The sequence below is a fragment of the Streptomyces sp. R302 genome, assembly GCF_012927245.1.
Lineage (GTDB): Bacteria > Actinomycetota > Actinomycetes > Streptomycetales > Streptomycetaceae > Streptomyces.
Window position 1 is genome coordinate 327,262 of record NZ_JABBGE010000004.1, and the last position, 25,548, is coordinate 352,809.

At 73.7% G+C, this 25,548-nt stretch carries 20 protein-coding genes and 1 pseudogene; 10 read left to right on the forward strand and 11 right to left on the reverse strand.

All coding sequences use genetic code 11. The annotated features are described in order from the left end of the window. Window positions 1-121 precede the first annotated feature (121 nt). A complete protein-coding gene (locus HHL19_RS38105; protein ID WP_346768341.1) occupies window positions 122-2,338 on the forward strand; it encodes an RICIN domain-containing protein in 2,217 nt (738 codons plus the stop codon). A 119-nt stretch (window positions 2,339-2,457) separates the two neighbouring features. Next, window positions 2,458-3,828: an NAD(P)/FAD-dependent oxidoreductase gene (locus tag HHL19_RS14445; RefSeq protein ID WP_169089461.1), complete on the forward strand. Its 1,371-nt coding sequence runs from the start codon at window positions 2,458-2,460 to the stop codon at window positions 3,826-3,828. Window positions 3,829-4,021: 193 nt separating this feature from the next. Here HHL19_RS14445 and HHL19_RS14450 read toward each other — a convergent pair whose 3' ends face one another. The 4 genes from HHL19_RS14450 to HHL19_RS14465 form a co-directional block, all read right to left on the reverse strand. Then, entirely contained in the window at window positions 4,022-5,281 is a 1,260-nt protein-coding gene (locus HHL19_RS14450; RefSeq protein ID WP_169089463.1) for an MFS transporter, read from the reverse strand. 100 nt (window positions 5,282-5,381) lie between these two features. Beyond that, window positions 5,382-6,206 carry a hypothetical protein gene (locus HHL19_RS14455; protein ID WP_169089465.1) on the reverse strand — a complete coding sequence of 275 codons (825 nt, stop codon included), beginning with the start codon at window positions 6,204-6,206 and terminating at the stop codon, window positions 5,382-5,384. A 132-nt stretch (window positions 6,207-6,338) separates the two neighbouring features. Beyond that, window positions 6,339-6,527 carry a hypothetical protein gene (locus HHL19_RS14460; protein WP_169089467.1) on the reverse strand — a complete coding sequence of 63 codons (189 nt, stop codon included), beginning with the start codon at window positions 6,525-6,527 and terminating at the stop codon, window positions 6,339-6,341. A gap of 82 nt (window positions 6,528-6,609) precedes the next feature. After that, the gene (locus HHL19_RS14465; protein ID WP_169090054.1) at window positions 6,610-7,716 is read right to left on the reverse strand and encodes a magnesium and cobalt transport protein CorA; all 1,107 of its coding nucleotides are present in this window, start codon (window positions 7,714-7,716) and stop codon (window positions 6,610-6,612) included. Window positions 7,717-7,914: 198 nt separating this feature from the next. Here HHL19_RS14465 and HHL19_RS14470 point away from each other — a divergent pair, with 198 nt between their 5' ends. Further along, entirely contained in the window at window positions 7,915-9,018 is a 1,104-nt protein-coding gene (locus HHL19_RS14470) for a winged helix DNA-binding domain-containing protein (protein WP_169089469.1), read from the forward strand. 752 nt (window positions 9,019-9,770) lie between these two features. Here HHL19_RS14470 and HHL19_RS14475 read toward each other — a convergent pair. Then, window positions 9,771-10,610: a helix-turn-helix transcriptional regulator gene (locus HHL19_RS14475; protein ID WP_169089471.1), complete on the reverse strand. Its 840-nt coding sequence runs from the start codon at window positions 10,608-10,610 to the stop codon at window positions 9,771-9,773. 96 nt (window positions 10,611-10,706) lie between these two features. Here HHL19_RS14475 and HHL19_RS14480 point away from each other — a divergent pair. From HHL19_RS14480 to HHL19_RS14495, 4 genes and pseudogenes are all read left to right on the forward strand, one after another. Beyond that, a pseudogene (locus HHL19_RS14480) lies at window positions 10,707-10,913 on the forward strand (AMP-dependent synthetase); the annotation flags it as partial. 92 nt (window positions 10,914-11,005) lie between these two features. Beyond that, window positions 11,006-11,491: a hypothetical protein gene (locus HHL19_RS38500; RefSeq protein WP_169089473.1), complete on the forward strand. Its 486-nt coding sequence runs from the start codon at window positions 11,006-11,008 to the stop codon at window positions 11,489-11,491. A gap of 73 nt (window positions 11,492-11,564) precedes the next feature. Continuing rightward, window positions 11,565-13,106, forward strand: a complete 1,542-nt coding sequence (locus HHL19_RS14490; protein ID WP_169089475.1) for an AMP-binding protein — start codon at window positions 11,565-11,567, stop codon at window positions 13,104-13,106. 192 nt (window positions 13,107-13,298) lie between these two features. Beyond that, window positions 13,299-14,894, forward strand: a complete 1,596-nt coding sequence (locus tag HHL19_RS14495) for an AMP-binding protein (protein WP_169089477.1) — start codon at window positions 13,299-13,301, stop codon at window positions 14,892-14,894. A 27-nt stretch (window positions 14,895-14,921) separates the two neighbouring features. Here the strand turns inward: HHL19_RS14495 and HHL19_RS14500 are convergent, their stop codons facing one another. The 3 genes from HHL19_RS14500 to HHL19_RS14510 form a co-directional block, all read right to left on the reverse strand. Continuing rightward, window positions 14,922-15,452: a GNAT family N-acetyltransferase gene (locus HHL19_RS14500; protein WP_169089479.1), complete on the reverse strand. Its 531-nt coding sequence runs from the start codon at window positions 15,450-15,452 to the stop codon at window positions 14,922-14,924. Between the two features lie 19 nt (window positions 15,453-15,471). After that, complete coding sequence (locus HHL19_RS14505) at window positions 15,472-16,242, reverse strand: TIGR04222 domain-containing membrane protein (RefSeq protein ID WP_169089481.1); 771 nt, start codon at window positions 16,240-16,242, stop codon at window positions 15,472-15,474. A gap of 93 nt (window positions 16,243-16,335) precedes the next feature. Beyond that, window positions 16,336-17,256 (reverse strand): hypothetical protein, encoded by a 921-nt coding sequence (locus HHL19_RS14510; protein ID WP_169089483.1) that lies wholly within the window; start codon window positions 17,254-17,256, stop codon window positions 16,336-16,338. Window positions 17,257-17,543: 287 nt separating this feature from the next. Between HHL19_RS14510 and gcl the strand changes: the two genes are divergently transcribed. Together gcl and HHL19_RS14520 are read left to right on the forward strand one after the other, a co-directional pair. Further along, window positions 17,544-19,331 carry a glyoxylate carboligase gene (gene gcl, locus HHL19_RS14515; RefSeq protein ID WP_169089485.1) on the forward strand — a complete coding sequence of 596 codons (1,788 nt, stop codon included), beginning with the start codon at window positions 17,544-17,546 and terminating at the stop codon, window positions 19,329-19,331. A 426-nt stretch (window positions 19,332-19,757) separates the two neighbouring features. Further along, entirely contained in the window at window positions 19,758-20,159 is a 402-nt protein-coding gene (locus HHL19_RS14520) for a hypothetical protein (protein ID WP_169089487.1), read from the forward strand. Window positions 20,160-20,169: 10 nt separating this feature from the next. Here HHL19_RS14520 and HHL19_RS14525 read toward each other — a convergent pair whose 3' ends face one another. Further along, window positions 20,170-21,162: an ArsR family transcriptional regulator gene (locus tag HHL19_RS14525; RefSeq protein WP_169089489.1), complete on the reverse strand. Its 993-nt coding sequence runs from the start codon at window positions 21,160-21,162 to the stop codon at window positions 20,170-20,172. Window positions 21,163-21,516: 354 nt separating this feature from the next. Between HHL19_RS14525 and HHL19_RS14530 the strand changes: the two genes are divergently transcribed. Beyond that, a complete protein-coding gene (locus HHL19_RS14530) occupies window positions 21,517-22,761 on the forward strand; it encodes an MFS transporter (RefSeq protein ID WP_169089491.1) in 1,245 nt (414 codons plus the stop codon). On the opposite strand, the gene HHL19_RS14535 is transcribed toward HHL19_RS14530, so the two are convergent. After that, on the reverse strand, window positions 22,697-23,362 hold the full coding sequence (locus HHL19_RS14535; protein ID WP_169089493.1) for an HNH endonuclease: 666 nt from the start codon (window positions 23,360-23,362) through the stop codon (window positions 22,697-22,699). The two genes, HHL19_RS14530 and HHL19_RS14535, sit on opposite strands and share 65 nt — an antisense overlap. A 535-nt stretch (window positions 23,363-23,897) precedes the next feature. Then, window positions 23,898-25,355, reverse strand: a complete 1,458-nt coding sequence (locus HHL19_RS14540) for a catalase (RefSeq protein WP_169089495.1) — start codon at window positions 25,353-25,355, stop codon at window positions 23,898-23,900. Window positions 25,356-25,548: the final 193 nt, after the last annotated feature.

Consider the following 25,548-nt stretch of genomic DNA (forward strand, 5'->3'; position numbering starts at 1 on the left):
AAGCGAGTCGCTGGACGCAGGGCTCTTGTTTTACCGGTCAAATGAGCCCTAGGGTCCGAGCCGTCAGCGGCCCGACTCCTCCACCCAGGGAGTACTCGTGCACCTTCCGCGCACCAGATTCGTGAGCACGCTCGTCGCGGCGGCCCTCGCCGTCTCCGGCGGCGCGGCGCTCGCCGCCCCCGCCCCCATCTCCGCCCCCACACCTGCCTCCGCCCCCACACCTGCCTCCGCCTCCGCCACCTACACCGTCACCGTCGGCGCCAAGGGCACCTGGAACCGGCCCGACGACACCCCCGCCAGTCCCTACGTCGACAAGGACGGCACCTTCTACTACCAGCAGGCGCACGCCCTCTACGGGACGAACGACCCCCGCAAGTGGACCTTCTACACCGGCACCGACTTCGACTCCGCCAACCGCTCCGCCGCGATCAGCGACGCGGTGAACCCGGCGAACTCCGCCGACCGCAACAACGACACCACCTGGCGCTGCAACAACAGCGTCACCGGCGTCGAGTCCACCCCCGCCCCCACCGGCAGCGGCTACGCCCACCGCAACTACTGCGACCTGACCGGCATGTGGGTCGACCCGGACACCGGCGACTGGTACGGCCTCGTCCACAACGAGTTCACCCCTCAGCCCTTCGCCGACGGCATCCACTACGACGGCATCGACTACGCCGTCTCCAGGGACCAGGGCCGGACGTGGAGCATCAAGGACCACGTCATCACCTCGCCGTACAGCACGGACCGCGGCGACACCGCCGCCTTCCCGCAGCAGACGTACCACTACGGCACCGGCGACCCCCGGCTCTTCGTCGACACCGCCTCCGGCTACTTCTACGCCTTCTACGGCTCCCGGATCGTCAACAAGGGCGGCGGCTGGGCCGCGTTCTACGGGCACGTCGCCCGCGCCCCGATCTCCGGGAAGATGGCGCCCGGCTCCTGGCGCAAGTGGTACGACGGCGCCTGGACCCAGCCCGGTGTCGGCGGCCGGGAGTCCACCATGGTCCCGGTCGGCGCGACCGGAACCACCGGCTACGTGCCCACCGCGAAGGAGTACGACCCCGCCAACGCCGGCACCGTCGCCCAGCAGGTCGCCGCGGGCCTGACGCCCGCGACCTCCCCGCTCTTCGTCATGGACATCACCTACAACGCCCACCTCGGCCTCTACATCGGCGAACCGCAGGCCGTCGACCAGAGCGGCAACGCCCCGCAGGAGCTGTACGCCACCGCCGACCTGACGACCCAGAAGTGGTTCCGGCTCGGCGACACCGGCGCCTACCGGACCGCGTCCTGGTACCGCTGGTTCCTCGACGCCGGCAACCTCACCTCCTCCGGCATCGTCGGCAGGGACTTCCGCGCCTACTGCTCCTTCGGCTGCTCCGGCGGCGCCAGCGGGGAGTACGTGAACCTGAGCATCGGCACGAACGAGCCCGCGGCGCCCGTCGACACCGGCCGCGCCTACCGGATCGCCGCCGGCGGCGGCCGGGTCCTCGCCCAGGTGTCCGGCGGCTCCGCCACCACGTCCACGGCGGCCGCCACCGGATCGGCCCTGGAGCACTGGACCTTCACCGCCAAGGGCGACGGCTCCTACCGCATCGCCAACGCCGCCACCGGCGGTCTGCTCGGAGTCGCCGCGAACGGCGCCGCCACGCGCGCGTGGGGCACGAAACCCACGGTCACGGCGGCGGCCTCCGGCGCGGGCCAGGACTGGTTCGTCCTCCCCGGCGCCTCCGCCGCCGACAACACCCCCACCGGCACGTACAAGCTGGTCAACCGCCACAGCGGGCTCGTCCTCGGCCTCTCCGCCACCGCCGCCCGCACCGCCGAGACCACCCCGGCCCGCAGCTGGACCGACACCAGCGGCAGCCCGGTCGGCGCCGGCCGGACGGCGGCCGAGCAGACCCTCACCCTCACCCCGGTCGGCGCCGCCCCCCGGACGGCCACCCTCACCACCGGCGGCAAGGCCCTCGACAACCCGGACAGCAGCACCGCGAACGGCACCGGGCTCGTCACCTGGACCCCGAACGGCGGCGCCAACCAGAAGTGGACCCTCACCCCGCACGCCGACGGAGGCCACGAGCTGCGCAACGTCTCCTCCGGCAAGTGCGCGGACGTCGAGGGCGGCTCCACCGCCGCCGGCGCCCGGGTCATCCAGTGGACCTGCCACGGCGGCGCCAACCAGCGCTGGACCCTCACCACGCTCCCCGACGGCACCACCACCGTCGCCTCCGTCCGCAGCGGCCTCCTCCTGACCACCGCCTCCTCGGGCAACGGAGCCCAGGTCACCCAGCAACCGGACACCGGCAGCGCCCGCCAGCGCTGGACGATCGACTGAGCCGGGCCGCCCCGGTGCCGGGCGACAGGGCTCGTACACACGCGGGCCGCCCCCTTGACAGTGAGGTCATGCCCCTGACAGGAGTGGACTTCCACCGACCCAGGGGGGGCGATCAGCGCATGGACGAGCCCGAGAACGAGCCCGAGAACGAGCCCGAGAACGAGCCGGAGAACGAGCCGGAGACCGACACCACGGCGTCGGCGTCGGCATGGGCATCGGAACGGCCCACGGGCGAGGGCGGCTACGACGTCGTCGTCGTGGGCGCCAGCCTCGCCGGCTGCACCGCGGCGATCCTGCTCGCACGACGCGGGGCCCGGGTCGCGCTCCTGGAGCGCCACTCGGACCCGGAGGCGTACAAGGTGCTCTGCACCCACGCCATCACGGCCTGCGCCTACCCGGTCCTCGACGAGCTGGGCCTCGTCCCGGACCTGGAGAAGGCCGGAGCCGTACGCAACGAAGCCCGCTGGTACACCCGTTGGGGGTGGATCGTGCCGAAGGCGGCGCCCGGCGGACCCGAGCTCCCGTACGCGTACAACGTCCGCCGCTCCACCCTCGACCCGCTCCTCAGGTCCCGCGCGGCGGCGACCCCCGGCGTCGACCTGCTCCTCGGCCACAAGGTGACCGGGCTGCTCCAGGAAGGCGGCCGGACCGCCGGCGTGCGGGCCACCGCACAGGGCGGCGGCGAGCGGGAGCTGCGGGCCCGGCTCGTGGTCGGCGCCGACGGCAAGGACTCGGCCGTCGCCCGGCTCGCCGGGATCCCCACCCGGCGGCACGAGAACAGGCGCTTCGGCTACCTCGCCCACTACCGGAACCTCCCGCTGCCCGGCGGCATCGGCCAGACCTGGTTCCTCGAACCCGACATGGCGTACTCGTTCCCCAACGACGACGGCGTCACGGTCCTCGCCGTCGTCCCCGACAAGAAGCACCTCCCCGCCTTCCGCGAGGACCTGGAGGGCGCCTTCGAGGCCTTCGTCCGGGCCCTGCCCGAGGCGCCGCCCCTGGACTCCGCCGAACGCGTCTCGAAGATCATCGGCATGGTCGACCACCCGCTGGTCACCCGCGAGCCCACCGCCCCCGGCCTCGCCCTCGTCGGCGACGCCGCCCTGACCGGCGACCCTCTGTGGGGCACCGGCTGCGGCTGGGCGTTCCAGACCGCGCACTGGTTGGCCGAGGCCGTCGCCCCCGCCGCGACCGGCCGCGGCGACCTCGACCGCTCCCTCGCGGCCTACTCCCGCACCCACCGCCGCCGGCTCCGCCCCCACCAGCAGATCGCCGTCGACTTCGCCCGCTCCCGCCCCTTCAACCCGATGGAGCGCCTGATGTTCTCGGCCGCCGCCCGGGACGAGGGCGCCGCCCGGCACATGTACTTCTTCTCCGCGCGTCTGATCGGCCCGCTGGGCTTCCTCAACCCGGCCTCCGTGGCCAGGGCGGCGGCGGTCAACCTCCGCCACCGGTTCGCGCCCGCGGCCGGGGCGCGCCGGGTGTCATGAGGAAGCCGGGCTGAAGCGGAACGAGGACGACCGGAACCACCCCCTGCCCGCCGGCGTCGACCGGCCGGCGTGCCCGGGCGTCAGCATCCGGTGCGACCGCTTCGAGCTCTCCTTCGGTGCCGCGGCCCCCGCCCGCGCCTGAGACGCACGGCCGGGGCCGGACTCGTGGAGTCCGGCCCCCGACCGTGGGCGTTCAGGCGGCCTTGACCAGGGTGGACCGGTCCCGGACGGGCGCGGTGAGCCCGGCCGGGGTTCCGGGTCCTTCGTGGCGCGGCCACAGGAGGAGGGCGCCGACCGCCCCCGCCCCGGCGAGGGCCGCGAGGACGGACCAGGTGACGGCGAAGCCGGCGCTGGTGCCGAGCCACCCCGCGAGGGGATAGGTGACCAGCCAGGCCAGGTGCGACAGGGAGAACTGGGCCGCGAACGCCTCGGGGATCGCGTTCCGCGCCACCGAGGCGCGCAGGACCTTGCCGGTCGGCGTGATGACCAGGGCCATGCCGACGCCGATGACGCTCCAGACGGTGGCCGTGGCGGTCCAGGTGAGGAGACCGGCCGCGGCGAGCGCGGCGGCGGCGGCCGTGGCACCGGCGAGGACCCCGGCCCCGGTCGTCATGACCGTGCGGGCGGCGACCCGGTCGAGGACGCGGGGCAGGACGAGGGCGGCCAGGAGGGTGCCGGTGCCGGAGGCGGCGAGCATCCAGGCGACGTCCGACCCGGTGCCCCCGAGCACGTCACGCACGTGGTTGACCGTGTTGACGACGACGATCGAACCGGCCGCAGCGACCACCAGGTTGAGCGCCATGACGCCGCGCAGCCGTGGCGTCCCGAGGAAGGTCCTGATCCCGGACGCCGCCTTGTCCCACGCCCTGGTGCGGCCGCTGGGGCGGGCGTCGGGGATACGCGTCGACAGGACGAGCGCGGCGGAGAGCAGGAACCCGGCGGAGGTGCCCAGGAACAGGCGGTCGAAGCTCAGGAACGTCAGGGCGACCGCCGCGAGGACGGGGCTCAGCAGGCTCTCCATGGTGGACGCCACCTGGGAGGCGGACAGGGCGCGCGTGTAGGCGGACTCGTCGGTGACGATGTCGGGGATGACGGCCTGGAACGTCGGGGTGAACGCCGCGGACGCGGCCTGGAGCAGGCCGATCAGCACGTAGACGTGCCAGACCTCGGTGACCAGCGGCAGGGCCAGGACCACCGCGCCGCGGAGCACGTCGAGGACGAAGAGGAAGATCCTGCGGGGAAGCCGGTCGACGTACGCGGCGGCCAGCGGGGCGATGACCACGTACATGACCATCTTGACGGTCAGGGCGGTGCTGAGCACCGCGCCGGCGTCCGGACCGGCGAGGTCGTAGGCGAGGAGCCCGAGGGCCACCGTGGTCAGCCCGGTGCCGAACAGGGCGATGACCTGGGCGCCGAACAGACGGCGGTAGTCGCGGAGGGCGAACAGGCGCATGGCGGTTTCCTTCCGTGTGCATGAGGCGGGGGCCGCGCCCCGCGGGTACAGGCGGGGGAGTTGTCGGAGGGCATGGAGGCAGGGGCTCCCGTCGGACGGGTCAGTGATGGGCGTGGTGAGCGTCGCCGTGTCCGTGGTGGTGGTGGTCGCCGTGCGAGGGCGCGACCTCGGCGGTGTGCACCGTGAACTCGGCGGTGCGGACGACGCCCTCGTGCTGGAAGTCCAGGAACAGGCGGTAGGCGCCGGCCGAGGGCACGACCGCCACGAAGCTGATCTCGGGCCCGGGCGCGGTGACCCCGTCGCCGGGGTGGCCCTCCGGGTGGACGTGCAGGTAGCCCAGGTCGCCGACGCGCAGGGCCACGAGGTGGCCGTAGGCCGCCAGGTAAGGCTCCAGGTCGGTGACGGGCCGGTCGTCCCGGCTGACCGTGAGGGTCAGCTCGCTCGCCCGGCCGGGCACCAGCGCCCCGTCGAGGGTGACGGCGTACGCGCCGATCCGCGCCGTACGGGCGGCCTCGGGGAGCGGCCGCGGGTCGTACGGCCCGGCGACCGCGACGTCGATCCCCAGCGTCAGGGAGCCGTCGTGCCCGGCCGGGTGGATGTCGGCGAAGAACCGCCAGTCCCCGGGCTCCAGGTCCAGCTCGGTGCTCCAGGCGCCCTTCTCGTCCCGCACCGGGTGCACGTGCTGGAACCCGGCCGTGTCCCGCCGGACGGCGATGAAGTGCAGCTCCTTCTCGTGCTCGGCGACGAACTCGGTCACCGGCTCCCCGTCGGGCCCGATCACCCGGAACCCGATGTGCTGCCGCGCACCGGCGGCGAGGATCGCCGCGTCGACGACGAGGGTGTACCCGTCCACCGAGACCGCCAGCCCACCGGCCTGCCCGCCGCCGTGCCCGCCGTGTGCACCGTGTCCGTCGTGGTTGTTCATGATGCGTCTCCCCAGGTCGATGCGCCGTGGCGCGTGCCGTCCGCGCTGGACGGTGATCACAACCATATACCCCCCTGGGGTATTCCGGAAGGGTGATGGGGTGATGAGTGATGGGTGAGGGGGCGGTGCTCGTCACGTGACCCGGTAGGACGCCGTCGGGATGGCCGGGCTCGCCTCGGAGGCGCGGGCGGACCAGGTCGCCGCCGGACGCCTCCTCGCCGCCCCTCCGCCGGGCGCGCGGCGCCGGCGCCGGACCTGGTTGGCGATCAGGTTGACGGTGAGCGCCGTCGCGATGATGACGACGGTCAGGACCACGGTCACGTACGGGCTACCCACGTGCTCGTGCCACGGGCCTTCGGCAGGCCGACGCTCTGGTCCGAACTCATCGCACCAGGCGGGACGACTACAGCCAGTCCTTCTTCTTGAACACCAGATACAGGCTCGTGCACACCAGTGCCATCAGCACCACCGCGAACGGATACCCGCCCGCCCAGTGCAGCTCCGGCATGTTGTCGAAGTTCATGCCGTAGATCGTGCCGACGAGCGTCGGGGCGAAGAGGATGGCGGCCCACGAGGAGATCTTCTTGATCTCCTCGTTCTGTTCGAAGCCGGCCTCCGCCAGGGCGCGCATTTCGGCGTTCTGTTGCTGGGTGACCAGGGTGGCGTTGACGGTGAGGATGTCCGTGAGGGCCTGGCGGAAGCCGTCGACGCGTTCGCTGGTGTGGGTGACGTGGTCGGCGACGTCGCGGAGGTAGCGCTGGAGCTCCTCGTCGGTGCCGTACTTCGCGAAGCCGGCCATCAGGCCGTGGAGCATGCCGACGAGGGGGCGGGTGGCGCGCTGGAACTCGACCATCTCGCGGGAGAGTTCGTAGATGCGGCGGGAGACGGCCGGGTCGCCGCCGAAGACCTCGGTCTCGATCTCGTCGACGTCGTTCTGGACGCCGGCGACGACCGGGGCGTAGCCGTCCACGACGGCGTCCAGGATGGCGTAGAGGACGGCCTCCGGGCCGAGGGCGAGCAGGTCGGGGTTCTCCTCCATGCGGCGGCGGACCGCCGACAGGTCCGGGGCCGCGCCGTGCCGGACGGAGATGAGGAAGTCGGGGCCCACGAAGACGTGCAGCTCGCCGAAGTCGACCTCCTCCTGCGCGTCCAGGTAGCGGGCCGCGCGCAGGACGACGAAGAGGGTGTCGCCGTACCGCTCCAGCTTCGGGCGCTGGTGGGCCTCCAGGGCGTCCTCGACGGCGAGCTCGTGGAGGTCGAACTCGGCGGCCAGGGAGTGGAGTTCCTCCTCGGTCGGGCGGTGCAGGCCGATCCACGCCATGCCGTCCGGGTGTTCCCGCAGCTGCCGGTACGTCTCCGCCAGCGTCGCCGGCGACGACACCTTGCGGCCCTCCCGGTACAGGGTCGCCTGGATCACGCTCGGCCCCTCGGCGGAGGGGTCCGGGGCCCCGGGGGCCGGTGCGGGCTCCGGGTGGCGGCGGCGGGCCGCGCGGGGGCGGCGGTCGGACACGATGCGTACCTCCGTCGACTGCTGCTGGGCCCTCGAACCCTTCCGGATCTTGGCGGGGGAGGAGACGGTCATCAGGATATATGGGTGGTAATGGTGCTGCCGGGTTCGCCCCTCGCCCCGCCCGCCTCCCCTGTCCGACCTTCTCCCCTCCGGCGATTGAGGACAGAAACTGTCCTCGATGGCCTGTAGCGTCCCCGCATGGACTCCCTTCCCGTGCTCTCGCGCCGCGCTCTGGGGCGTGCGACCCTCGCCCGTCAGCTGCTGCTCCGGCCCTCGGAGCTCGGGGTCGAGGAGGCCGTGCGGCATCTGGTCGGCCTTCAGGCGCAGAACACCAAGCCCCCGTACTACGCCCTCGCCGCGCGGCTCGACGCGTTCCGGCCCGAGGAGCTCTCCGGCCTGATGGAGTCCCGGGCGGTCGCACGGATCGTCTCCCTGCGGTCGACCGTGCACACCCACACCGCGCGGGACGCCGTCGGCCTGCGGCGGCTCGTCCAGGCGGGGGCGGTCGAGCGGGAGCTGAGGGGGTTCCGGAAGGGGCTCGTCGGCGTCGACCTCGACCGGCTCGCCGCCGTCACGACCGCGTACGTCGAGGAGCGGGCCCGGTCGGTGAAGGAGCTGCGGGAACGGCTGCTGCGGGAATGGCCGGACGCGGATCCGCTCGCGCTCACGGTCGCCGCGCGCTGCCTGCTGCCGATGGTGCAGGTCACTCCGCGCGGGCTGTGGCGGCGCAGCGGGCAGGTCGCGCTGACCACCACCCGGGCGTGGTTCGGCGGGGGCGACGAGGAGGCGGCCGGGATCGACGAGACCGTACTGCGTTACCTCGGCGCCTTCGGGCCCGCGTCCGTCAAGGACATGCAGACCTGGTGCGGGCTCACCCGCCTGCGGCCCGCCTTCGAACGGCTCCGGCCCCGGCTCCTCGTCCTGCGCGACGAGCACGGCACGGAGCTCTTCGACCTGCCCGACGCGCCCCGGCCCGACGAGGACACCCCCGCCCCGCCGCGCCTCCTGCCCGAGTACGACAACCTGCTCCTCTCGCACGCCGACCGCACCCGGATCGTCCCCGCCGAACTGAAGGGACGCACCTGGACCGGCAACCAGGCCCACCGCGTCCTCCTCCTCGACGGCACCCTCGCCGGCCTCTGGTTCCTGGAGGAGACCAAGGGCCGTACGACCCTGACCGTCGAACCCTTCGAGCGCCTCACCCGCGCCGCCCGCACCGCCCTCACGGAGGAGGCCGAAAGGACCCTCCGCCTCACCGCACCGGAGGACGACGCGTACGACGTCGTCTTCCGCGCGGGCTGAGCGACGCGGCGGCAGCGCGCGGGTGGGTGTGCGCGGCAGAGGCCCTCCTTCGGCGGTGCCGCGCGCCTCCTCCGGTGGTGCCGCGCGCCTCCTCCGGTGGTGCCGCGTGCCTCCTTCGGCGGTGCCGGGCGGCTCCTCCGGTGGTGCCGTGCCCCTTCCGGCGGCACGCGCCCGCTTCCGGTGGCCGCGCGTACGCTTCGGCGGCGCCGCCGTCCTGTGTGCGGCCTGCCTGTAGGTCCGTGCCTGGCGGAAGCCGCCAGCCGCCCGCCTCCGGCGGCAGCCCGTGAGTCTCGGGCGGCACCGCGCCCGCCTCCGATGGCAGCGCGTACGGCTCTGGGGGCGCCGCGTCTGTGTGCGGCCGGCAGTCCTCCCGCGCCAGGACGTAAGCCCGCCCGCCTCCGGCGGCAGCGCGTACGGCTCTGGGGGCGCCGCGTCTGTGTGCGGCCGGCAGTCCTCCCGCGCCAGGACGTAAGCCCGCCCGCCTTTGGCGACGCGCCCGCCTTCGGCGGCACCGCGTCTGTGTGTGGCCGGCAGCCCTTCCGCGCCAGGACGTAAGCCCGCCCGCCTTTGGCGACGCGCCCGCCTTCGGCCGCGCCGCGTCTGTGTGTGGCCGGCAGCCCTCCCGCGCCAGGACGTAAGCCCGCCCGCCTTCGGCGACGCGCCCGCCTTCGGCGGCAGCGCGTCCGTGTCCGGCGGCAGCGCGTCCGCCCTCGCCGTCACCCCGTCCGCCCCCACGCGAACCTGCCCGCCCCCTACGGCAGCGCGCCGGCCCGGCGGGCCGCCACCACCGCCTCCAGGCGGGTGTGGGCGCCCAGTTTTCGCATGGCCGAGCGCAGGTAGCCCTTGACCGTTTCGGGGCGTAGGCCCAGGCGGCGGGCCGCCGTCGCGTTCGTCGCGCCGGAGGCGACCGCCGCCAGGACGTCCGTCTCGCGGGGGGTCAGGGCCAATTCCGGCGGCGGGGGCGGGGTGCCGGTCGCCGACTCCAGGCGGCCGCAGACGGCCAGGAGTCGGGCTCGTAGCTCCTCGTCCGTGATCTGGGGGGCGAGGGCGCGTAGCTCGCCGTAGGCGTGGCGGACCTCTTCCCAGGCAGGGCCGGGGGCGGGGCCGGGGCGGGGCGGCTCCGGCGTTCCGGCGTGGCGGTTCAGTTCGGCGCGTACGACCAGCGCCTGCTCCACGTCACGCGCCGCCGCCATCGCCGCGTCGAAGACGCGGTCGCCGAGGGGCAGCGCGTCGCGCAGCGCGCCGTACAGGACTCCGCGGACCTGGCGCCGGACGACGACCGGCACCGCGATCACCGAGCGCAGGCCCTCCGCCGACACCGGCAGGTCGTACTCGTGGGTGATGTGCCGGGCCTCCGGATAGTCGGTGACCGCGCACGGGCGGGCGAGGGCCAGGCACTTGCCGCCCAGGCCGTTGCCGGGGGAGATCACGAGGCCCTGGAGCGCAGGGGTGACCGCCCCGTGCAGTTCGGCGATCCGCAGCGGACGGCCGCCGTCCGGCACGAGGCCGCCGAAGACCACGGGCAGGCCGCTGCCGCGCCGCAGCCGTACCAGCGCGGCGCGCAGCTCCACCTCTTCGATCCGCTCGGACACGGAAGAACACCCCTCCTTCACCCCCGAACGGGGGTAGTGGGACCCGGGGGACCGATTACACGATGGGCGGACCCCGTCCCGCAACGAGGAGGACGCATGACGGCTGCCGGCGCCACCGAGGAGTTCCGGACCGCCCGGGACTTCCTGATCCGGTACCGCGAGGAGTACGAGGCCGCCCGCGCCGGCTTCGTGGCGCCCCGCCCCGACCGGTTCGACCGGGCGCTGGACTGGTTCGACGTCATCGCCGAGGGCAACGACCGCACCGCTCTCCGCCTCGTCCGGGAGGACGGTACGGAGACGAGGGCGACCGGATCGTCGGCGTCCCCCTCTCCCCGCACCTCGACCCCGCCGGCGTACCCGGCGACCACACCCGCGTCTCGATCGGCGGCCACGGGGTGAACCGGCTGGGGTGCGAGCTGTCCGCCCGCGAGCCGGAGGCCTTCGAGCCGACGGTCTTCGCGTCGGAGGTCTTCAAGCCCGAGGTCTTCGCGCCGGAGGACTTCGAGCCCGACGAGGTCTCCCTCGCCCACGACACCCTGATGCCTTGTTGCACTCCCGGAACCTCCCGCCCCGCCACCACGCCCCGCGTGGCCGGGTCCCTCGGGGGCCTGCCGGACCGCGAGGTCACGGAGGCCGTCGGACGTGCCTGGGGCGTGCTCGCCCACGGCCCCGGGCGAGATCCTTCTCGACCCGGCCGCCAACCCGGGGGGGCTGATGACCGCTTACCACGGTGCCCCGGAGCGGACGGCCGGGGCGTGGCCGGCGGCCACTACCGGACCGGCGACCTCGCCGTCCGCGACGAGGACGGCCATCTCCACCACACCGGCCGAATCGGCACCGTCCTGACGGGGGCCAATTCCTCTGTTTGGATGGCGCGTTAGCCGTTCGGGTCAAACGGTCGGCATCCCACGGCGACGCCGGGGACCGGCCCCTATCTGCGAAGAGGCGACACCGATGCGTGTACCGATGACGATCACCGACTTCCTGGAGCGGGCGGAGCTCGGCTTCCGCGACGGCGTGGCGGTGGTGGACGAGCCGGATCAGCCCGCGAGGGCCGTTCCCACCACGACCTACGGGACCTTCGCCGAGCGGGTGCGGGCCTGGCAGGCGGGGTTCGACGCGCTGGGCGTGCGGGAGGGCGAGCGGGTGGCGGTGGCGAGCCACAACTCGGCCCGCCTTCTTGAGCTGTTGTTCGCGCTGCCGATGAGCGGGAGGATCTGCGTACCGGTCAACTTCCGGCTGAAGCCGGAGGAGGTCGCGTACGTCGTGGAGCAGAGCGGCGCGTCCGTGCTGCTCGTCGACCCGGAGCTCGACGCCGCCCTGGCGGGCGTCAGGACGCGGCACCGCTTCGTGCTCGGGGAGGAGACCGACACCGGCCTCATGCGCTTCGGGGTCGAGCCGCGCCCGTGGTCGGCGCCCGACGAGGACGCGACGGCGACGATCAACTACACCTCGGGCACGACGGCCCGCCCCAAGGGCGTGCAGCTGACGCACCGCAACATCTGGGTCAACGGCCTGACCTTCGGCCTGCACACGCGCGTGTGGGAGCGGGACGTCTACCTGCACACGCTGCCGATGTTCCACTGCAACGGCTGGGGCATGCCGTACGTGATGGCCGGGCTCGGCGTGAAGCAGGTGGTGCTGCGGAAGGTCGACGGCGCGGAGATCCTGCGCCGGGTCGACGAGCACGGCGTCACCCTGATGTGCGGGGCGCCCGCCGTGTGGAAGGCGGTCGTGGACGCGGCGGCCGACTGGGAAGGCCCGGTGCCGGGACGCGACCGGGTGCGGATCGTGTGCGCGGGCGCGCCGCCGCCGAGCCGGCTGATCCAGCGGATCGAGGAGGAACTGGGCTGGGAGTTCACCCAGATCTACGGTCTGACGGAGACCTCGCCGCTGCTGACCTTCAACCGCATCCGCCCCCAGGACGCGCACCTGCCGGCGGAGGAGCGGGCCCGGAAGCTGTCCCGGGCCGGGCTGCCCGCGCTCGGCGTGAAGATGGAACTCTCCGGTACGGGAGAGGTGCTGGCCCGGTCCAACACGGTCCTCGACGGGTACTGGGACAAGCCCGAGGAGACCTCCGCCGCCCTGGAGGACGGCTGGTTCCACACCGGCGACGGCGGCACCTTCGACGAGAAGGACGGGCACCTGACGATCTCGGACCGGAAGAAGGACGTCATCATCACCGGCGGCGAGAACGTCTCGTCGATCGAGGTCGAGGACGTGATCTTCCGTCACCCGGCGGTCGCCGAGGTGGCCGTGATCGGCGTCCCGGACGAGAAGTGGGGCGAGACGATCAAGGCGCTCGTCGTCACCGCGCCCGACGCGACGGTCTCGGAGACGGAGATCATCGCGCACTGCAAGGAGCGGATGGCGGGCTACAAGGCGCCGACGAGCGTGGAGTTCCGCCGGGACATCCCGCGCACCGCCACCGGCAAGATCCAGAAGTTCAAGCTCCGCGAGCCGTACTGGGACGGCCTCGGTCGCGGCGTGAACTGACGGAGTCCGGGTCGGTCCGGGTCCGCGAGGCGCGCGGACCCGGACCACGTACGGCCCCGCGGGTACTCGGGGGACTGGGGGTACTCCGGGTCCCCCAGTACCCCCAGTACCCCCAGTACCCGAGTACCCGCGCACGCCCGCTAAGCCCCCCGCCGACACTCGACTCGACGCACACCACCGAAGGGACCCGGCATGACCGTCACGGAGCTCTCGTACGCGCACGGGGTGGCGGACACCCCGCTGCTCGGCGACACCATCGGAGCCGACCTCGACCGGGCCGTCGCCGCCTGGCCCGACCGGGAGGCCCTGGTCGACCTCGCCGACGGACGGCGCTGGACCTACGCCGAGTTCGGCGCCGACGTCGACCGGATCGCCGGCGCCCTGCTCGGCAGCGGCGTCCGCAAGGGCGACCGGGTGGGGATCTGGGCGGTGAACCGCGCCGAATGGGTCCTCGTCCAGTACGCCACCGCCCGCGTCGGCGCCGTCATGGTCACCATCAACCCGGCCTACCGCGCCCACGAACTCGCCTTCGTGCTGCGCCAGTCGGGCATCTCGCTGCTCTTCGCCTCGCTCGCCCACAAGACCAGCGACTACCGGGCGATGGTCGAGGAGGTGCGCGGCGACTGCCCGGGGCTGCGGGAGGCGGTGTACTTCGGCGACCCGACCTGGGACGAGTTCGCGGCCCGCCCGGCCGGCGGGCTCGTGCCCGAGCCGCTCTCCGCCGACGAGCCCGTCAACATCCAGTACACCTCGGGCACCACCGGCTTCCCGAAGGGGGCCACGCTCTCCCACCACAACATCCTCAACAACGGTTACTTCGTCGGCGAGATGATCGCCTACACCGAGGAGGACCGGATCTGCGTGCCGGTGCCCTTCTACCACTGCTTCGGCATGGTGATGGGCAATCTCGCGGCCACCTCGCACGGTGCCTGCGTCGTGATCCCCGCCCCGTCCTTCGACCCGGCGGCGACGCTCCGCGCCGTCCAGGAGGAGCGCTGCACCTCCCTCTACGGCGTACCGACCATGTTCATCGCCGAGTTGAACCTCCCGGACTTCGCCGCGTACGACCTGTCCTCGCTGCGCACCGGCATCATGGCGGGCTCGCCGTGTCCGGTGGAGGTGATGAAACGGGTGGTCAGCGAGATGAACATGGCAGAGGTATCGATTTGCTACGGGATGACGGAGACCTCGCCGGTCTCCACCCAGACCCGCCGCGACGACGACCTGGAGCGGCGCACCGGCACCGTCGGCCGGGTCCTGCCGCACATCGAGGTGAAGGTCGTCGACCCCGCCACCGGCCTCACGGTGCCGCGCGGCACCGCGGGCGAACTGTGCACCCGCGGCTACAGCGTGATGCTCGGCTACTGGGAAGAGCCGGAGAAGACCGCCGAGGTCGTCGACGCGGGCCGCTGGATGCACACCGGCGACCTCGCGACGATGCGCGAGGACGGCTACGTCCGGATCGTCGGCCGCATCAAGGACATGATCATCCGCGGGGGCGAGAACATCTACCCGCGCGAGATCGAGGAGTTCCTCTACGCCCACCCCAAGATCGCCGACGTGCAGGTGGTCGGCGTCCCCGACGAGCGGTACGGCGAGGAGATCCTCGCCTGTGTGATCCCGCGCGACCCGGCCGACCCGCCCACCCTCGACGAACTCGCCGCCTTCTGCCGCGACCGCCTCGCCCACTACAAGGTCCCGCGCCGCGTCGAGATCCTCGGCGAGTTCCCGATGACGGTCAGCGGCAAGGTCCGCAAGGTGGAACTCCGCGAGCGCTACGGGGCTTGAGGGAGCGTCAGCGCTCGGCGGGAGGCATCAGCGAACGGCGGGAGGCGTCAGCTCGCGGCGCATGCAGACGCGGGGCCAGGCCGCCAGGCCGTGGGCGGCCTCGGAGCGGCTGATCTCCCGCAGGCCCTCCGTCAGGGCCGGGTCGGTGTCGGCGAGCGGGCGGAAGCCGAGACGGGCGTAGTACGGGGCGTTCCACGGCACTTCGGTGAAGGTCGTCAGGGTGAGGGCCGTCAGGCCCTCCTGCCGGGCGGCCTCCGCCAGGTGCTCGATCAGGGCCCGGCCGACGCCCCGGCGGGCCGCCTCCGGATGGACGGAGACCTGTTCGATGTGGGCGGCGCCGTCGACCGTGTCCGCGATCAGATAGCCGACGGGACGGTCGGCCCCGTCGACCGCCACCCAGGCCCGGCCCGCCGCGCGATACCCCTCCAGGACGTCGAGGGGGAGGGGCTCGTCGTCGGCGATCGCCGTCATACCGAGGGTGCGGAAGGGTTCGCCCGCCGCGCGCTCGATGGACTGGAGCAGCGGGAGTTCGGCCGGTGAGGCCGCTCGGATGCGCATACGCCAGTATGGCCCGGCCTCACCGCCCGTCGGGGGCCCGATGGCCGAGCAGCCCCCCGTCCCGGGCGAAGCGCGGCAGGAACATGGCGAGCGCCGGGTCGCCGTACAGCGCCACGTACAGCTGGACGAGCCGCCCGTCCGTCACCTCCCGGCGGTGCGCCGGCAGCGGGTGCCGCTCCCGCAGCTCGGCGAGGTGCCGCCGGGCGGCCCGGGTGGCCGGCGGCAGCCGGAGCAGCGCGACCACGGCCAGGAGCACCGGCACCCCGGCGGCCAGGAGGAGCACGGGCCCCGGCCCGGCCCGCTCCCCGGTGCGCGCGATCAGCAGTCCGGCCGCGAGCGTGGCCGGCGCGGCCGCGAGCAGCAGCCGGGCCGCGCGCCGCCGTCCCGGCGGGCGCAGCAGCCCCGCCCGCCCCATTTCGGCCCGCAGCCCGTCCACCGCCCGGCGCGCCTCGGGGCGCAGGGCGAGCGTGCGCGGCGGGAGGGCGTTGCGCAGCGAGCGGTGGACGCCGAGCTGGACCGGGTCCCGGGTGCGCCCGGGCCCGCCATTGGCCCGAACCGTGTGTTTACGTCCCGCCGCGACCGCTCCGCGCTGGTGCAGCGCGACGAGCGCGACGGTCACCGCGGCCCGCGGTCCGCCGCGCAGCAGCGCCAGCGCCTCGGGGCCTGGCGGGGCGCCGTCGGGCGCGGCGCCGCTGCTCCCGCCCCGGACACGCAGCAGCACCGCCGCGACCAGTACCTCGGCCCAGGCGGCGCAGGCCGCCGCCGCGAACCACCCCGTCCCCGTCCCCATGCCGTCCACCCCCCCAGAAGGGTTCTGCCCGGGGGAGCGTGATCATCACGCGTGGATGGCCGGATCCGTATCCTCGATCGGCCCGGCGGGGGATCACACGGCGCCGCCGGACGTCAGTTCGTCGGCGGCGTCGTTGACGGGCTGCGGCGTGCCGGTGAGGTCGAGGACGAAGAGCGGGAGCCGTATCTCGGCGGCGCGGGACCGGGCCTCGGGGGTGTAGCCGGCGAGCGAGAAGAAGACGCTCACGGCGGAGGCGCCGAGGCCGTTGAGCCACAGGCACTCCACGGCCCGCAGCCCGGCCGGCCGGGTGCTGGGATCGACCTGGGCGACGAGCCCGGGCCCGCGCAGGTCCACACCGGGGGAGCGGCGGTCCTCCGGCTGCACGATCTCCCGGAAGCCGAGCCAGTGCAGATACGTGGCCGCCGCGGCGACCGCGTCCCGCGCCGTCCGGATCGTCACCGGCCGGTACGCGCCACGGCCCGGGGCGGGCCTGGGCAGGGTCGGCGGTGGCGGGATGTGCGCCGGGTACCGCTCGGCGAAGGACCGGGGCGGGGCCCCGAACCAGTCCGAGACGGGCCCCGCGCCCGGGTCCTCTCCGGCCTCGCCGTCCGGGGCGGCGAAGAGTCCGGGGCGGTCGGCGGAGGGCCCGGGGCCCGCGGAGTCGTCCGGCGCGTACGGGCCGGGACCGCGCCCCTCGGAGTCGTACCCCTTCTCGTATCCCTCCCCGGAGCCGGAGCCGGAGCCCTCCCCTGAGACGGGTGCCACCGGGATCCTCAGCACGGCCCCGCAGGCGCAGCCCAGCTCCGGGTGGGGCCATTCGCCCTCGCGGCCGCAGGCGCCGCAGCGGACGGTCACCCACTCGTCCTGCCAGGTGCGGTGCCGGACCGGTTCGGCGGTCGCGTCCGGGACCACGGGCGGGGCGACGGGGGTCCCGCAGGCGCAGGGGAAGACGGGCGCCGCGTACGTATGGCTCCGCAGGCACTCAGGGCAGCGCACCGACACCGACTCACCCACACCGAACCCCCTCTTCCCGTGCGCCCATCGTCCACCAATCCGGCCGCGCGGGGGTGCGACTTCGGCCATCGAAGCCGCCTTCCGGTGCTCTTCCGGTGCTCTGCCGGTGCTCGTCCGGAGCCGTTCCGGGGGTTTCGCGGTGCCCGCCTGGCGGGCGCTCCCTTGACGGCTTCCCGAGCCCCACCTACATTGCTTCCGTATAGCAGAACAGTTCTTCCGCATTACGGAAACAGGACCGGGCGGCCCGCCCGGACCCTGCGACCGACCGGCCGAGCAGGAGCACTCCCATGCCTCGTATGACCGCCGCCGCAGCGGCCGTTGAGATCCTCAAGCGCGAAGGCGTCACCAACGCCTTCGGCGTGCCCGGCGCGGCGATCAACCCCTTCTACCGCGAGCTCAAGAACGTCGGCGGCATCAGCCACACGCTGGCCCGCCACGTCGAGGGCGCCTCCCACATGGCGGAGGGCTACACCCGCGCCAAGGCCGGCAACATCGGTGTCTGCATCGGCACCTCGGGACCCGCCGGCACCGACATGATCACCGGCCTGTACTCGGCGATCGCCGACTCCATCCCGATCCTGTGCATCACCGGCCAGGCCCCGGTCTCGAAGCTCCACAAGGAGGACTTCCAGGCCGTCGACATCGCCTCGATCGCCAAGCCCGTCACCAAGGCGGCCACCACCGTCCTGGAGGCCGCGCAGGTCCCCGGCGTGTTCCAGCAGGCCTTCCACCTGATGCGCTCCGGCCGTCCCGGCCCCGTCCTCATCGACCTGCCGATCGACGTCCAGCTCACCGAGATCGAGTTCGACCCCGAGACCTACGAGCCGCTGCCCGTCTACAAGCCGACGGCCACCCGCGCCCAGGCCGAGAAGGCGCTCTCCTTCCTCCTGGAGGCCGAGCGCCCGCTGATCGTCGCCGGCGGCGGCATCATCAACGCCGACGCCTCCGACCTCCTCGTCGAGTTCGCCGAGCTGACGAACATCCCGGTCATCTCCACCCTCATGGGCTGGGGCACCATCCCGGACGACCACGAGCTCGCCGCCGGCATGGTCGGCGTCCAGACCGCGCACCGCTACGGCAACGCGACCTTCCTGGAGTCCGACACCGTCATCGGCATCGGCAACCGCTGGGCCAACCGCCACACCGGCTACAACCTCGACGCGTACACGGCCGGCCGGAAGTTCGTCCACGTCGACATCGAGCCCACCCAGCTCGGCAAGATCTTCGCCCCGGACTACGGCATCGCCTCCGACGCCAAGGCCGCCCTGGAGCTCTTCGTCGCCATCGCCAAGGAGTGGAAGGCCGAGGGCAAGCTCCCCGACTTCACCGCCTGGGCCGCCTCCGCGCAGGACCGCAAGGCCACCCTCCAGCGCCGCACGCACTTCGACAACGTGCCGATCAAGCCGCAGCGCGTCTACGAGGAGATGAACAAGGCCTTCGGCCCGGAGACCCGGTACGTCACCACCATCGGCCTCTCCCAGATCGCCGCCGCGCAGTTCCTCCACGTCTACAAGCCGCGCCACTGGATCAACTGCGGCCAGGCCGGCCCGCTCGGCTGGACCATCCCCGCCGCCATCGGCGCCGCCACCGCCGACCCGGAGACCCCGGTCGTCGCGCTCTCCGGCGACTACGACTTCCAGTTCATGATCGAGGAGCTGGCGGTCGCCGCCCAGCACAAGGTCCCCTACGTCCACGTCCTCGTGAACAACGCCTACCTCGGCCTCATCCGGCAGGCGCAGGGCGGCCTCGGCATCAACTTCGAGGTCAACCTGGAGTTCGAGAACATCAACACCCCGGAGATCGGCGTCTACGGCGTCGACCACGTCAAGGTCGCCGAGGGCCTCGGCGTCAAGGCGATCCGCGTCGAGGACCCGGCGAAGCTGGGCGAGGCGCTGGAGCAGGCCAAGAAGATGGCCGTCGAGTACCGGGTCCCGGTCGTCGTCGAGGCGATCCTGGAGCGCATCACCAACATCGCGATGAGCAAGACCGTCGACATGAGCGACGTCACCGAGTTCGAGGAGCTGGCCACCGAGCCCGGCCACGCCCCGACGGCGATCAAGCCGCTCGCGGTCTGACCACAGGGCCACGGGGCCACCGGACCTGGCCCGCCGGTCGGGCCACCGGACCGCAGGCCCCGGCCCGCCGGTCCGGCCACCGGACCACGGGGCCCCGGTCCGTCGGTCTGGCCACCGGACCGCAGGGCCCTGGTCCGTGGGTCTGACCACCGACCCGCCGGCCCCCCCCGGCCCGCCGGCCCCCCCGGCCCGCCGGTCCGGCCACCGGACCACGGGGCCCCGGTCCGTCGGTCTGACCACCGGACCGCAGGCCCCCGGCCCGCAGGTCCGGCCGCCGGGGCCGTCCCGGCCCCGCCCCCGGCTCCCGCCCGAGCCCGTCGTCCACGTGACGGGGGCGGGCGGGCCCACCCGGGACGCTCCCGTCCCCGCCCGAACGTGCCCGGCCGGCTCCATCCGGCCGGGCACGCGGCGTCTACGGTGGACACCATGACGCCCCCCGCCCCCACCCGCCTCGTCACCCACGTCGAGCTCGACGAGGCCCGCACCGACGACCGGCGGCTGTCGGTCTCCGCCCGCCTGGAGGCCGAACTCTCCGACGGGCGCGCCCTGGTCCTCCTCGACGACCGCGGCTGGAGCGAGAGCGTGCTCGGCGACGCCGACATCCGGACCCTCCTCACCCGCGCATCCGTCGAGGACGACGCCCGCACGGTCGTAGGCCCCGACGAGCCCTACGGCGACGAGACGCAGGAACAGGCCGCCGCCGGCCACTGGGCCGCCCTCGCCGGCATCCTCGCCCGCCAGGGCGTGCACGCCGACCCCACCGCCCTCGCGGGCCTCGCGCACGACGTCGTCCTCGGCGAACGCCTGCGCGCCTGGGCCGGGTTCTAGCCGCCGGTTTCTAGGGGGCGGGCCGCTGCGCCCGTACGAGTACGGCGCCGGCCTCCGTCCAGTCGTACAGCACCGACCGGCCCGCCCTCCTGCGGCGCACAAGCCCGGCTTCGTGCAGCACCTTCAGATGGCGCCCCACCGAGCCGAGGCCCTGGCCCGTCAGCGCCACCAACTGGCTGGTGGAGAGCGGGGCTTCGAGGCGCAGCAGGACGCCCGCGCGGGCCGGTCCGAGCAGCGCGCCCAGCGCCTCCGGCACCGCCGGGCCCGCCCCGTCGGCGAGAACTCCCGCGCAGGCGTAGACGATCGCGCTGCGTTCGACCGTCTCCCCGGGCGCCTCCCACGACACCCAGCCCGTCACCGGCGTCACCGGCACGAGGATCAGCCGCCCTCCGGTCACCGAACGCGGCGGATAGTCACGGGCGTTGACCTGTAGCCTGCCGTCGCCGAGCCAGCGCATCCGCCCCGGGCACAGCTCGTCGAGCGCCGCCGCCCAGCCGTCCCGCGCGAGGCGCGCCGTCCTGGCCGCCACATCGGCCTCCAGCACCCTCCGCCGTCGCGGCCACTCCGGCAGCACCGTCTCCCGCCACACCCAGGCGAGGAGCTCCGCGAGCCGCCCCGGCAGGTCGCGCGAGGCCGCGAGCGGCTCGGGCACGGCACCACCCGTCGAGACCGCCAGGTCGGCGAGTGCGGCGGCCTGCCCGACCGCCCGGACCGCCTCCACCTCCTCCTCGAAGCACCGCTCGCCGTCGCCGTACGGGGTCGGGGTCAGGAAGTCCGCGTTCCAGGTCGGGCTGATCGCCGCCCGCACGAGCAGCGCGTCCAGCGGCTCGGCGGCCAGCCGCGCCCGGTACGCGGGCAGCCGTTCCGCGAGCCACCGACGCTCGCCCGGATGCCCCGCCCGGCCCGCGTGCAGCGTCTGCAGCGCCGCGACGGTCTCGGCGAGCGGCGAGATCAGAAACCGCCCCCCGGCCAGCGTGTCCGCCCCCAACCGCCACCACCCCATACCCCGCCCCTCCCTCGTCCTGCCCTCCGGATCCCCGGTCCGGATGCCCGGTCCGGATGCCCGGTCCGGATGCCCGGTCCGGATGCCCGGTCCGGATCCCCCCGGTCCGGATCCCCCCGGTCCGGATCCCCCCGGCCCGGATCCCCGGTCCGGATCCCCGGCCCGGTGCCCGGTGCGGATCCCGGCCCGGTGCGCGGCCCGTGCCCGCCCCGGCGCCTCGCCCCGGCGCCTCGCTCCGCCCCGCTCCGTCTCGCGCTCCGCCGAGCGTGCCTCCGTGCCCCGCCCGCCGCCCATTGTTTCGCGGGGGCGCGAAACAATACCGGTGGCCGTACGGCCCTCCCCACAATCCCCGGCATGCCGATCTCCATCCCCGAGGCGCCCGTACGTCCGGGCTACCGCGACCTGCTCCGTACCCCCGAGTTCACGCCCCTCTTCCTCGCCGGCTCCGCGCAGACCGCCGCCCAGACGGTGGCGGGGCTCGGGCTCGCCACGCTCGTGTTCGACGCGACCGGTTCGCCGCTGCTGAGCGCGCTCGCGATGTTCGGGCCCTCGCTCGCCCAGCTCCTCGGGGCCACCACGCTGCTCTCCGCCGCCGACCGGCTGCCGCCGCGTACCGCGCTGGCCGTCGTCGCCGTCGTGTTCGCGGCGGGGACGGCGGTCCAGGCCGCGCCCGGGGTGCCGCTCGCCGCCGCCTTCGGGCTGCTCGCCGTGCTCGGGGTCGTCGGGTCGCTCGGCGGCGGCGTGCGGCTCGGGCTGCTCGGCGAGATCCTGCCGCCCGAGCGCTTCCTGCTCGGCCGGGCCGTGATGAACATGGCCGTCGGCGTCTGCCAGATCGCGGGCTTCGCCACCGGCGGCGTGCTCCTCGTCGTGCTCTCCCCGCGCGGCACGCTCCTCACCGGCGCCGCCCTCTACCTCCTCGCCGCGCTCCTCTACCGCTTCGGGCTCACCGCCCGCCCGCCCCGCGCCTCAGGACGCGCCTCGGCCGCCGAGACCTGGCGAGCCAACGGCCGGCTGCTCGCCGACCGCAACCGCCGTCTGCTCTACCTCGCGCTTTGGGTGCCCAACGGGCTGATCGTCGGCTGCGAGGCGCTCTTCGTGTCGTACGACCCCGACCGCGCCGGTCTGCTCTTCGCCTGCGCCGCCGTCGGCATGCTCGCCGGGGACACGGTCGTCGGGCGGTTCGTGCCGGCGCGGCTGCGCGGACGGCTCGCCGCGCCCCTCCAGGCCCTGCTGGCCGCCCCGTACCTGCTCTTCGCGCTCGGCACGGGGCTGCCGCCGATCCTGGCGGCCGCGGCCGTCGCCGTCTCCGCGGCCGGCTACGGCGCGAGCCTGCTGTATCAGGAGCGGCTGCTGCCGCTCGTCCCCGAGGAGGCGCGCGGCCACGCGCTCGGCCTGCACGGCTCCGGGATGCTCGCCTGCCAGGGCCTCGCCGCCGCCCTGGCGGGCGGCCTCGCGCAGCTGACCTCCCCGGCGACGGCGATGGCCCTCCTCGCGGCGGCCTCGCTCGCCGTCACCGCCGCGCTCACCGCAGCGCTCACCGCGGGGCGGTCGAGCGCTGCACGACCGTCTCCTCGCACGGCCCGTCGGCGAACAGCTTGAGCGCCTCCATCTCGTCCTTGTCGACGGAGAGCCCCCAGCGCAGCTTGGTGCCGACCCACTCGCCGACGTAGCGGCAGTACGCGGCGTTCCCGTCCGGCACCCACGCGGCCGGGTCCTGGGTCCCCTTGGCCTTCTGGCTGCGGGCGGTGACGGCGACCAGCGTCGCCGCCGCCCCCTGGTCGTTGGCGTACTCCGCCCGCCGCGCCGCCGTCCAGCCGGACGCCCCCGAGGACCACGCCTCCTCCAGCGGCACGAGGTGGTCGACGCGCAGCAGGGCCGGGTCGGTGACGCTCTGCCCGTCGTAGTACGAGGTCCACCGGCCGCCCGTGAGCGCGCAGCCGGCCCCGGTCGCGGGCGCCTCGACAGCCTCCGCGAGGAGCACCTCGGCGCGGGTGTCGCAGCCGTCGGCGGCGTCGAGGCCCTCGTCCCAGTGCGGGAAGGCCGACTCCTCGTACCCGGCGGGGTCCTCGGTGGCCTCGGAGAGTTCGGCGAGCGCGTCGGGGAAGAGCTGGACGCCCGCGGAGGCGGTGGGCGCGGGGGCGGCGAGCGGGGACAGGACGAGGGCGAGCGGGACGAGGCCGCGCATCAGGTTCTTGATCACGTACGGCTGGATAGTGCCGTGGCCGGGGCGCGCGGGCGGCGAATCGCGGTGCGCTCCCCCGAGCGGGTGCGGATCTTCACCGCAGAAACGATGCGCTGTGCAGCCGTGTCGTATCGGGGGGGATGGAGATCGGGGCATGGAGATCGGGGCGCATGGAGATCCGGGTATGGAGATCCGGGCATGGAGAAGAGCGCGGAACCAGGGACCGTAAACCTGGTTCCGCGCTCTCGTCGATGACCGCCCGGCGGTGCGAGGCCGGCGCGACGGGATGTTCGCGCCGCCGGGCGGAGCCCGTGGGCTCCCTCGTGGGGGAGGGCGTTGGGACCGCGGCGGCTCCGGCGGGCGCTCCGGCCGGTCCCTTCCTTCAGGTCTGGAAGGGGGGCCGGGCGTCCTGGCCACCGCACTGGCTCGCAGCCGCCGCGGTCCTCACGCTGTCCATGAACACCGACCACCCCTCATCCGGGCCGGTGTTCCGGACGGCGTACGGCATTGACCTCCCGTCAGATGCCGTACGCGGTCTGGGAATTCGAGATGATCAGTCCTCGCGCAGGGCGCGGACGGCCTCCTCGACGCGCTTGCCGTACTCGGCGTCGGCGGCGGCGAAGTGGGCGAGGTTCTTCTCGATGACGTCCTCGCGGGACACCTGGGAGAGACCGCCGGCGATGTTGGCGATCAGACGGGACTTCTCGTCCTCCGACATCAGCCGGTACAGCTCGCCGGCCTGGAAGAAGTCGTCGTCCTTGGTGTGCTGCGGGGCGGCGTGGGTGCCGGTCCAGCCGTGGATCGCGAGCGGCGCGGAGAGCGGCGTGTCGGTCTGGGCCGGACCCTGGTAGGAGTTGGGCTCGTAGTTCTTGTCGTACCGCGAGCCGTTGCGGGTGGCCATGGCGCCGTCGCGGCCGTAGTTCTCGGCGACCGTCGCCTTGGGGGCGTTCACCGGGAGCTGGGTGTGGTTCACGCCGAGGCGGTAGCGGTGGGCGTCCGCGTAGGCGAAGAGACGGCCCTGGAGCATCTTGTCGGGCGAAGGACCGATGCCCGGCACGAAGTTGTTCGGGGAGAACGCGGCCTGCTCGACCTCGGCGAAGACGTTGTCCGGGTTGCGGTCGAGGACCATCCGGCCCACGCGCTGGAGGGGGTAGTCGCTGTGCGGCCACACCTTGGTGAGGTCGAACGGGTTGAAGCGGTACTCGGCGGCCTCGGCGGCCGGCATGACCTGCACGTACAGCGTCCAGGACGGGTTCACGCCGCGTTCGATGGCCTGGAGCAGGTCCGTCTGGTGCGAGTTGGCGTCCTTGCCGACGAGCTCGGCGGCCTGGTCGGCGGAGAGGGAGCGGACGCCCTGGTTCGTCTTGAAGTGGTACTTGACGAAGAAGGCCTCGCCCGCCTCGTTGGTCCACTGGTAGGTGTGCGAGCCGTAGCCGTTCATGTGACGGTACGAGGCCGGGATGCCGCGGTCGCCCATGAGCCAGGTGATCTGGTGGGTGGCCTCGGGGGCGTGCGCCCAGAAGTCCCAGACGTTGTCCGGCTCCTGCTTGCCCGTGAAGGGGTCGCGCTTCTGGGAGTGGATGAAGTCGGGGAACTTGATCGGGTCCTTGATGAAGAACACCGGGGTGTTGTTGCCGACGAGGTCGTAGTTGCCCTCGGCGGTGTAGAACTTCACCGCGAAGCCGCGCGGGTCGCGGACCGCGTCCGCGCCGCCGAGCGAGTCGGCCACGGTGGAGAAGCGGATGAAGAGCTCGGTCTTCTTGCCCACCTCGGAGAGGAAGTCGGCCTTGGTGAAGCCGGTGACGTCGTCGGTCACCTCGAAGTAGCCGTACGCGCCGGAGCCGCGGGCGTGCACCACGCGCTCCGGGATCCGCTCACGGTTGAAGCGCGCGAGCTTCTCCAGCAGGTGCTGGTCCTGGAGGAGGAGAGGGCCGCCCACGCCGGCGGTGGCGGAGTTCTGGTTGTCGGCGACGGGGGCGCCGGACTCGGTCGTAAGCACGCGCTGCGTCATTTGTCGGGGCGGCCTTTCCGTACGGATCCTGCATGACTGCCGTGGAGCGTAAGTTCGCTCGGAACAGGGCGTCAACAGTTTGTTGAAATTGAAGTGTGGTGTTCCGGTCGGCGGCGGCGCCTTGGGCGCGACAGGACAGGTGTCAGCGCCGCCGCCGACCGGAAATCTGGGGCCCCGCCGAGGCGGGGCGTCG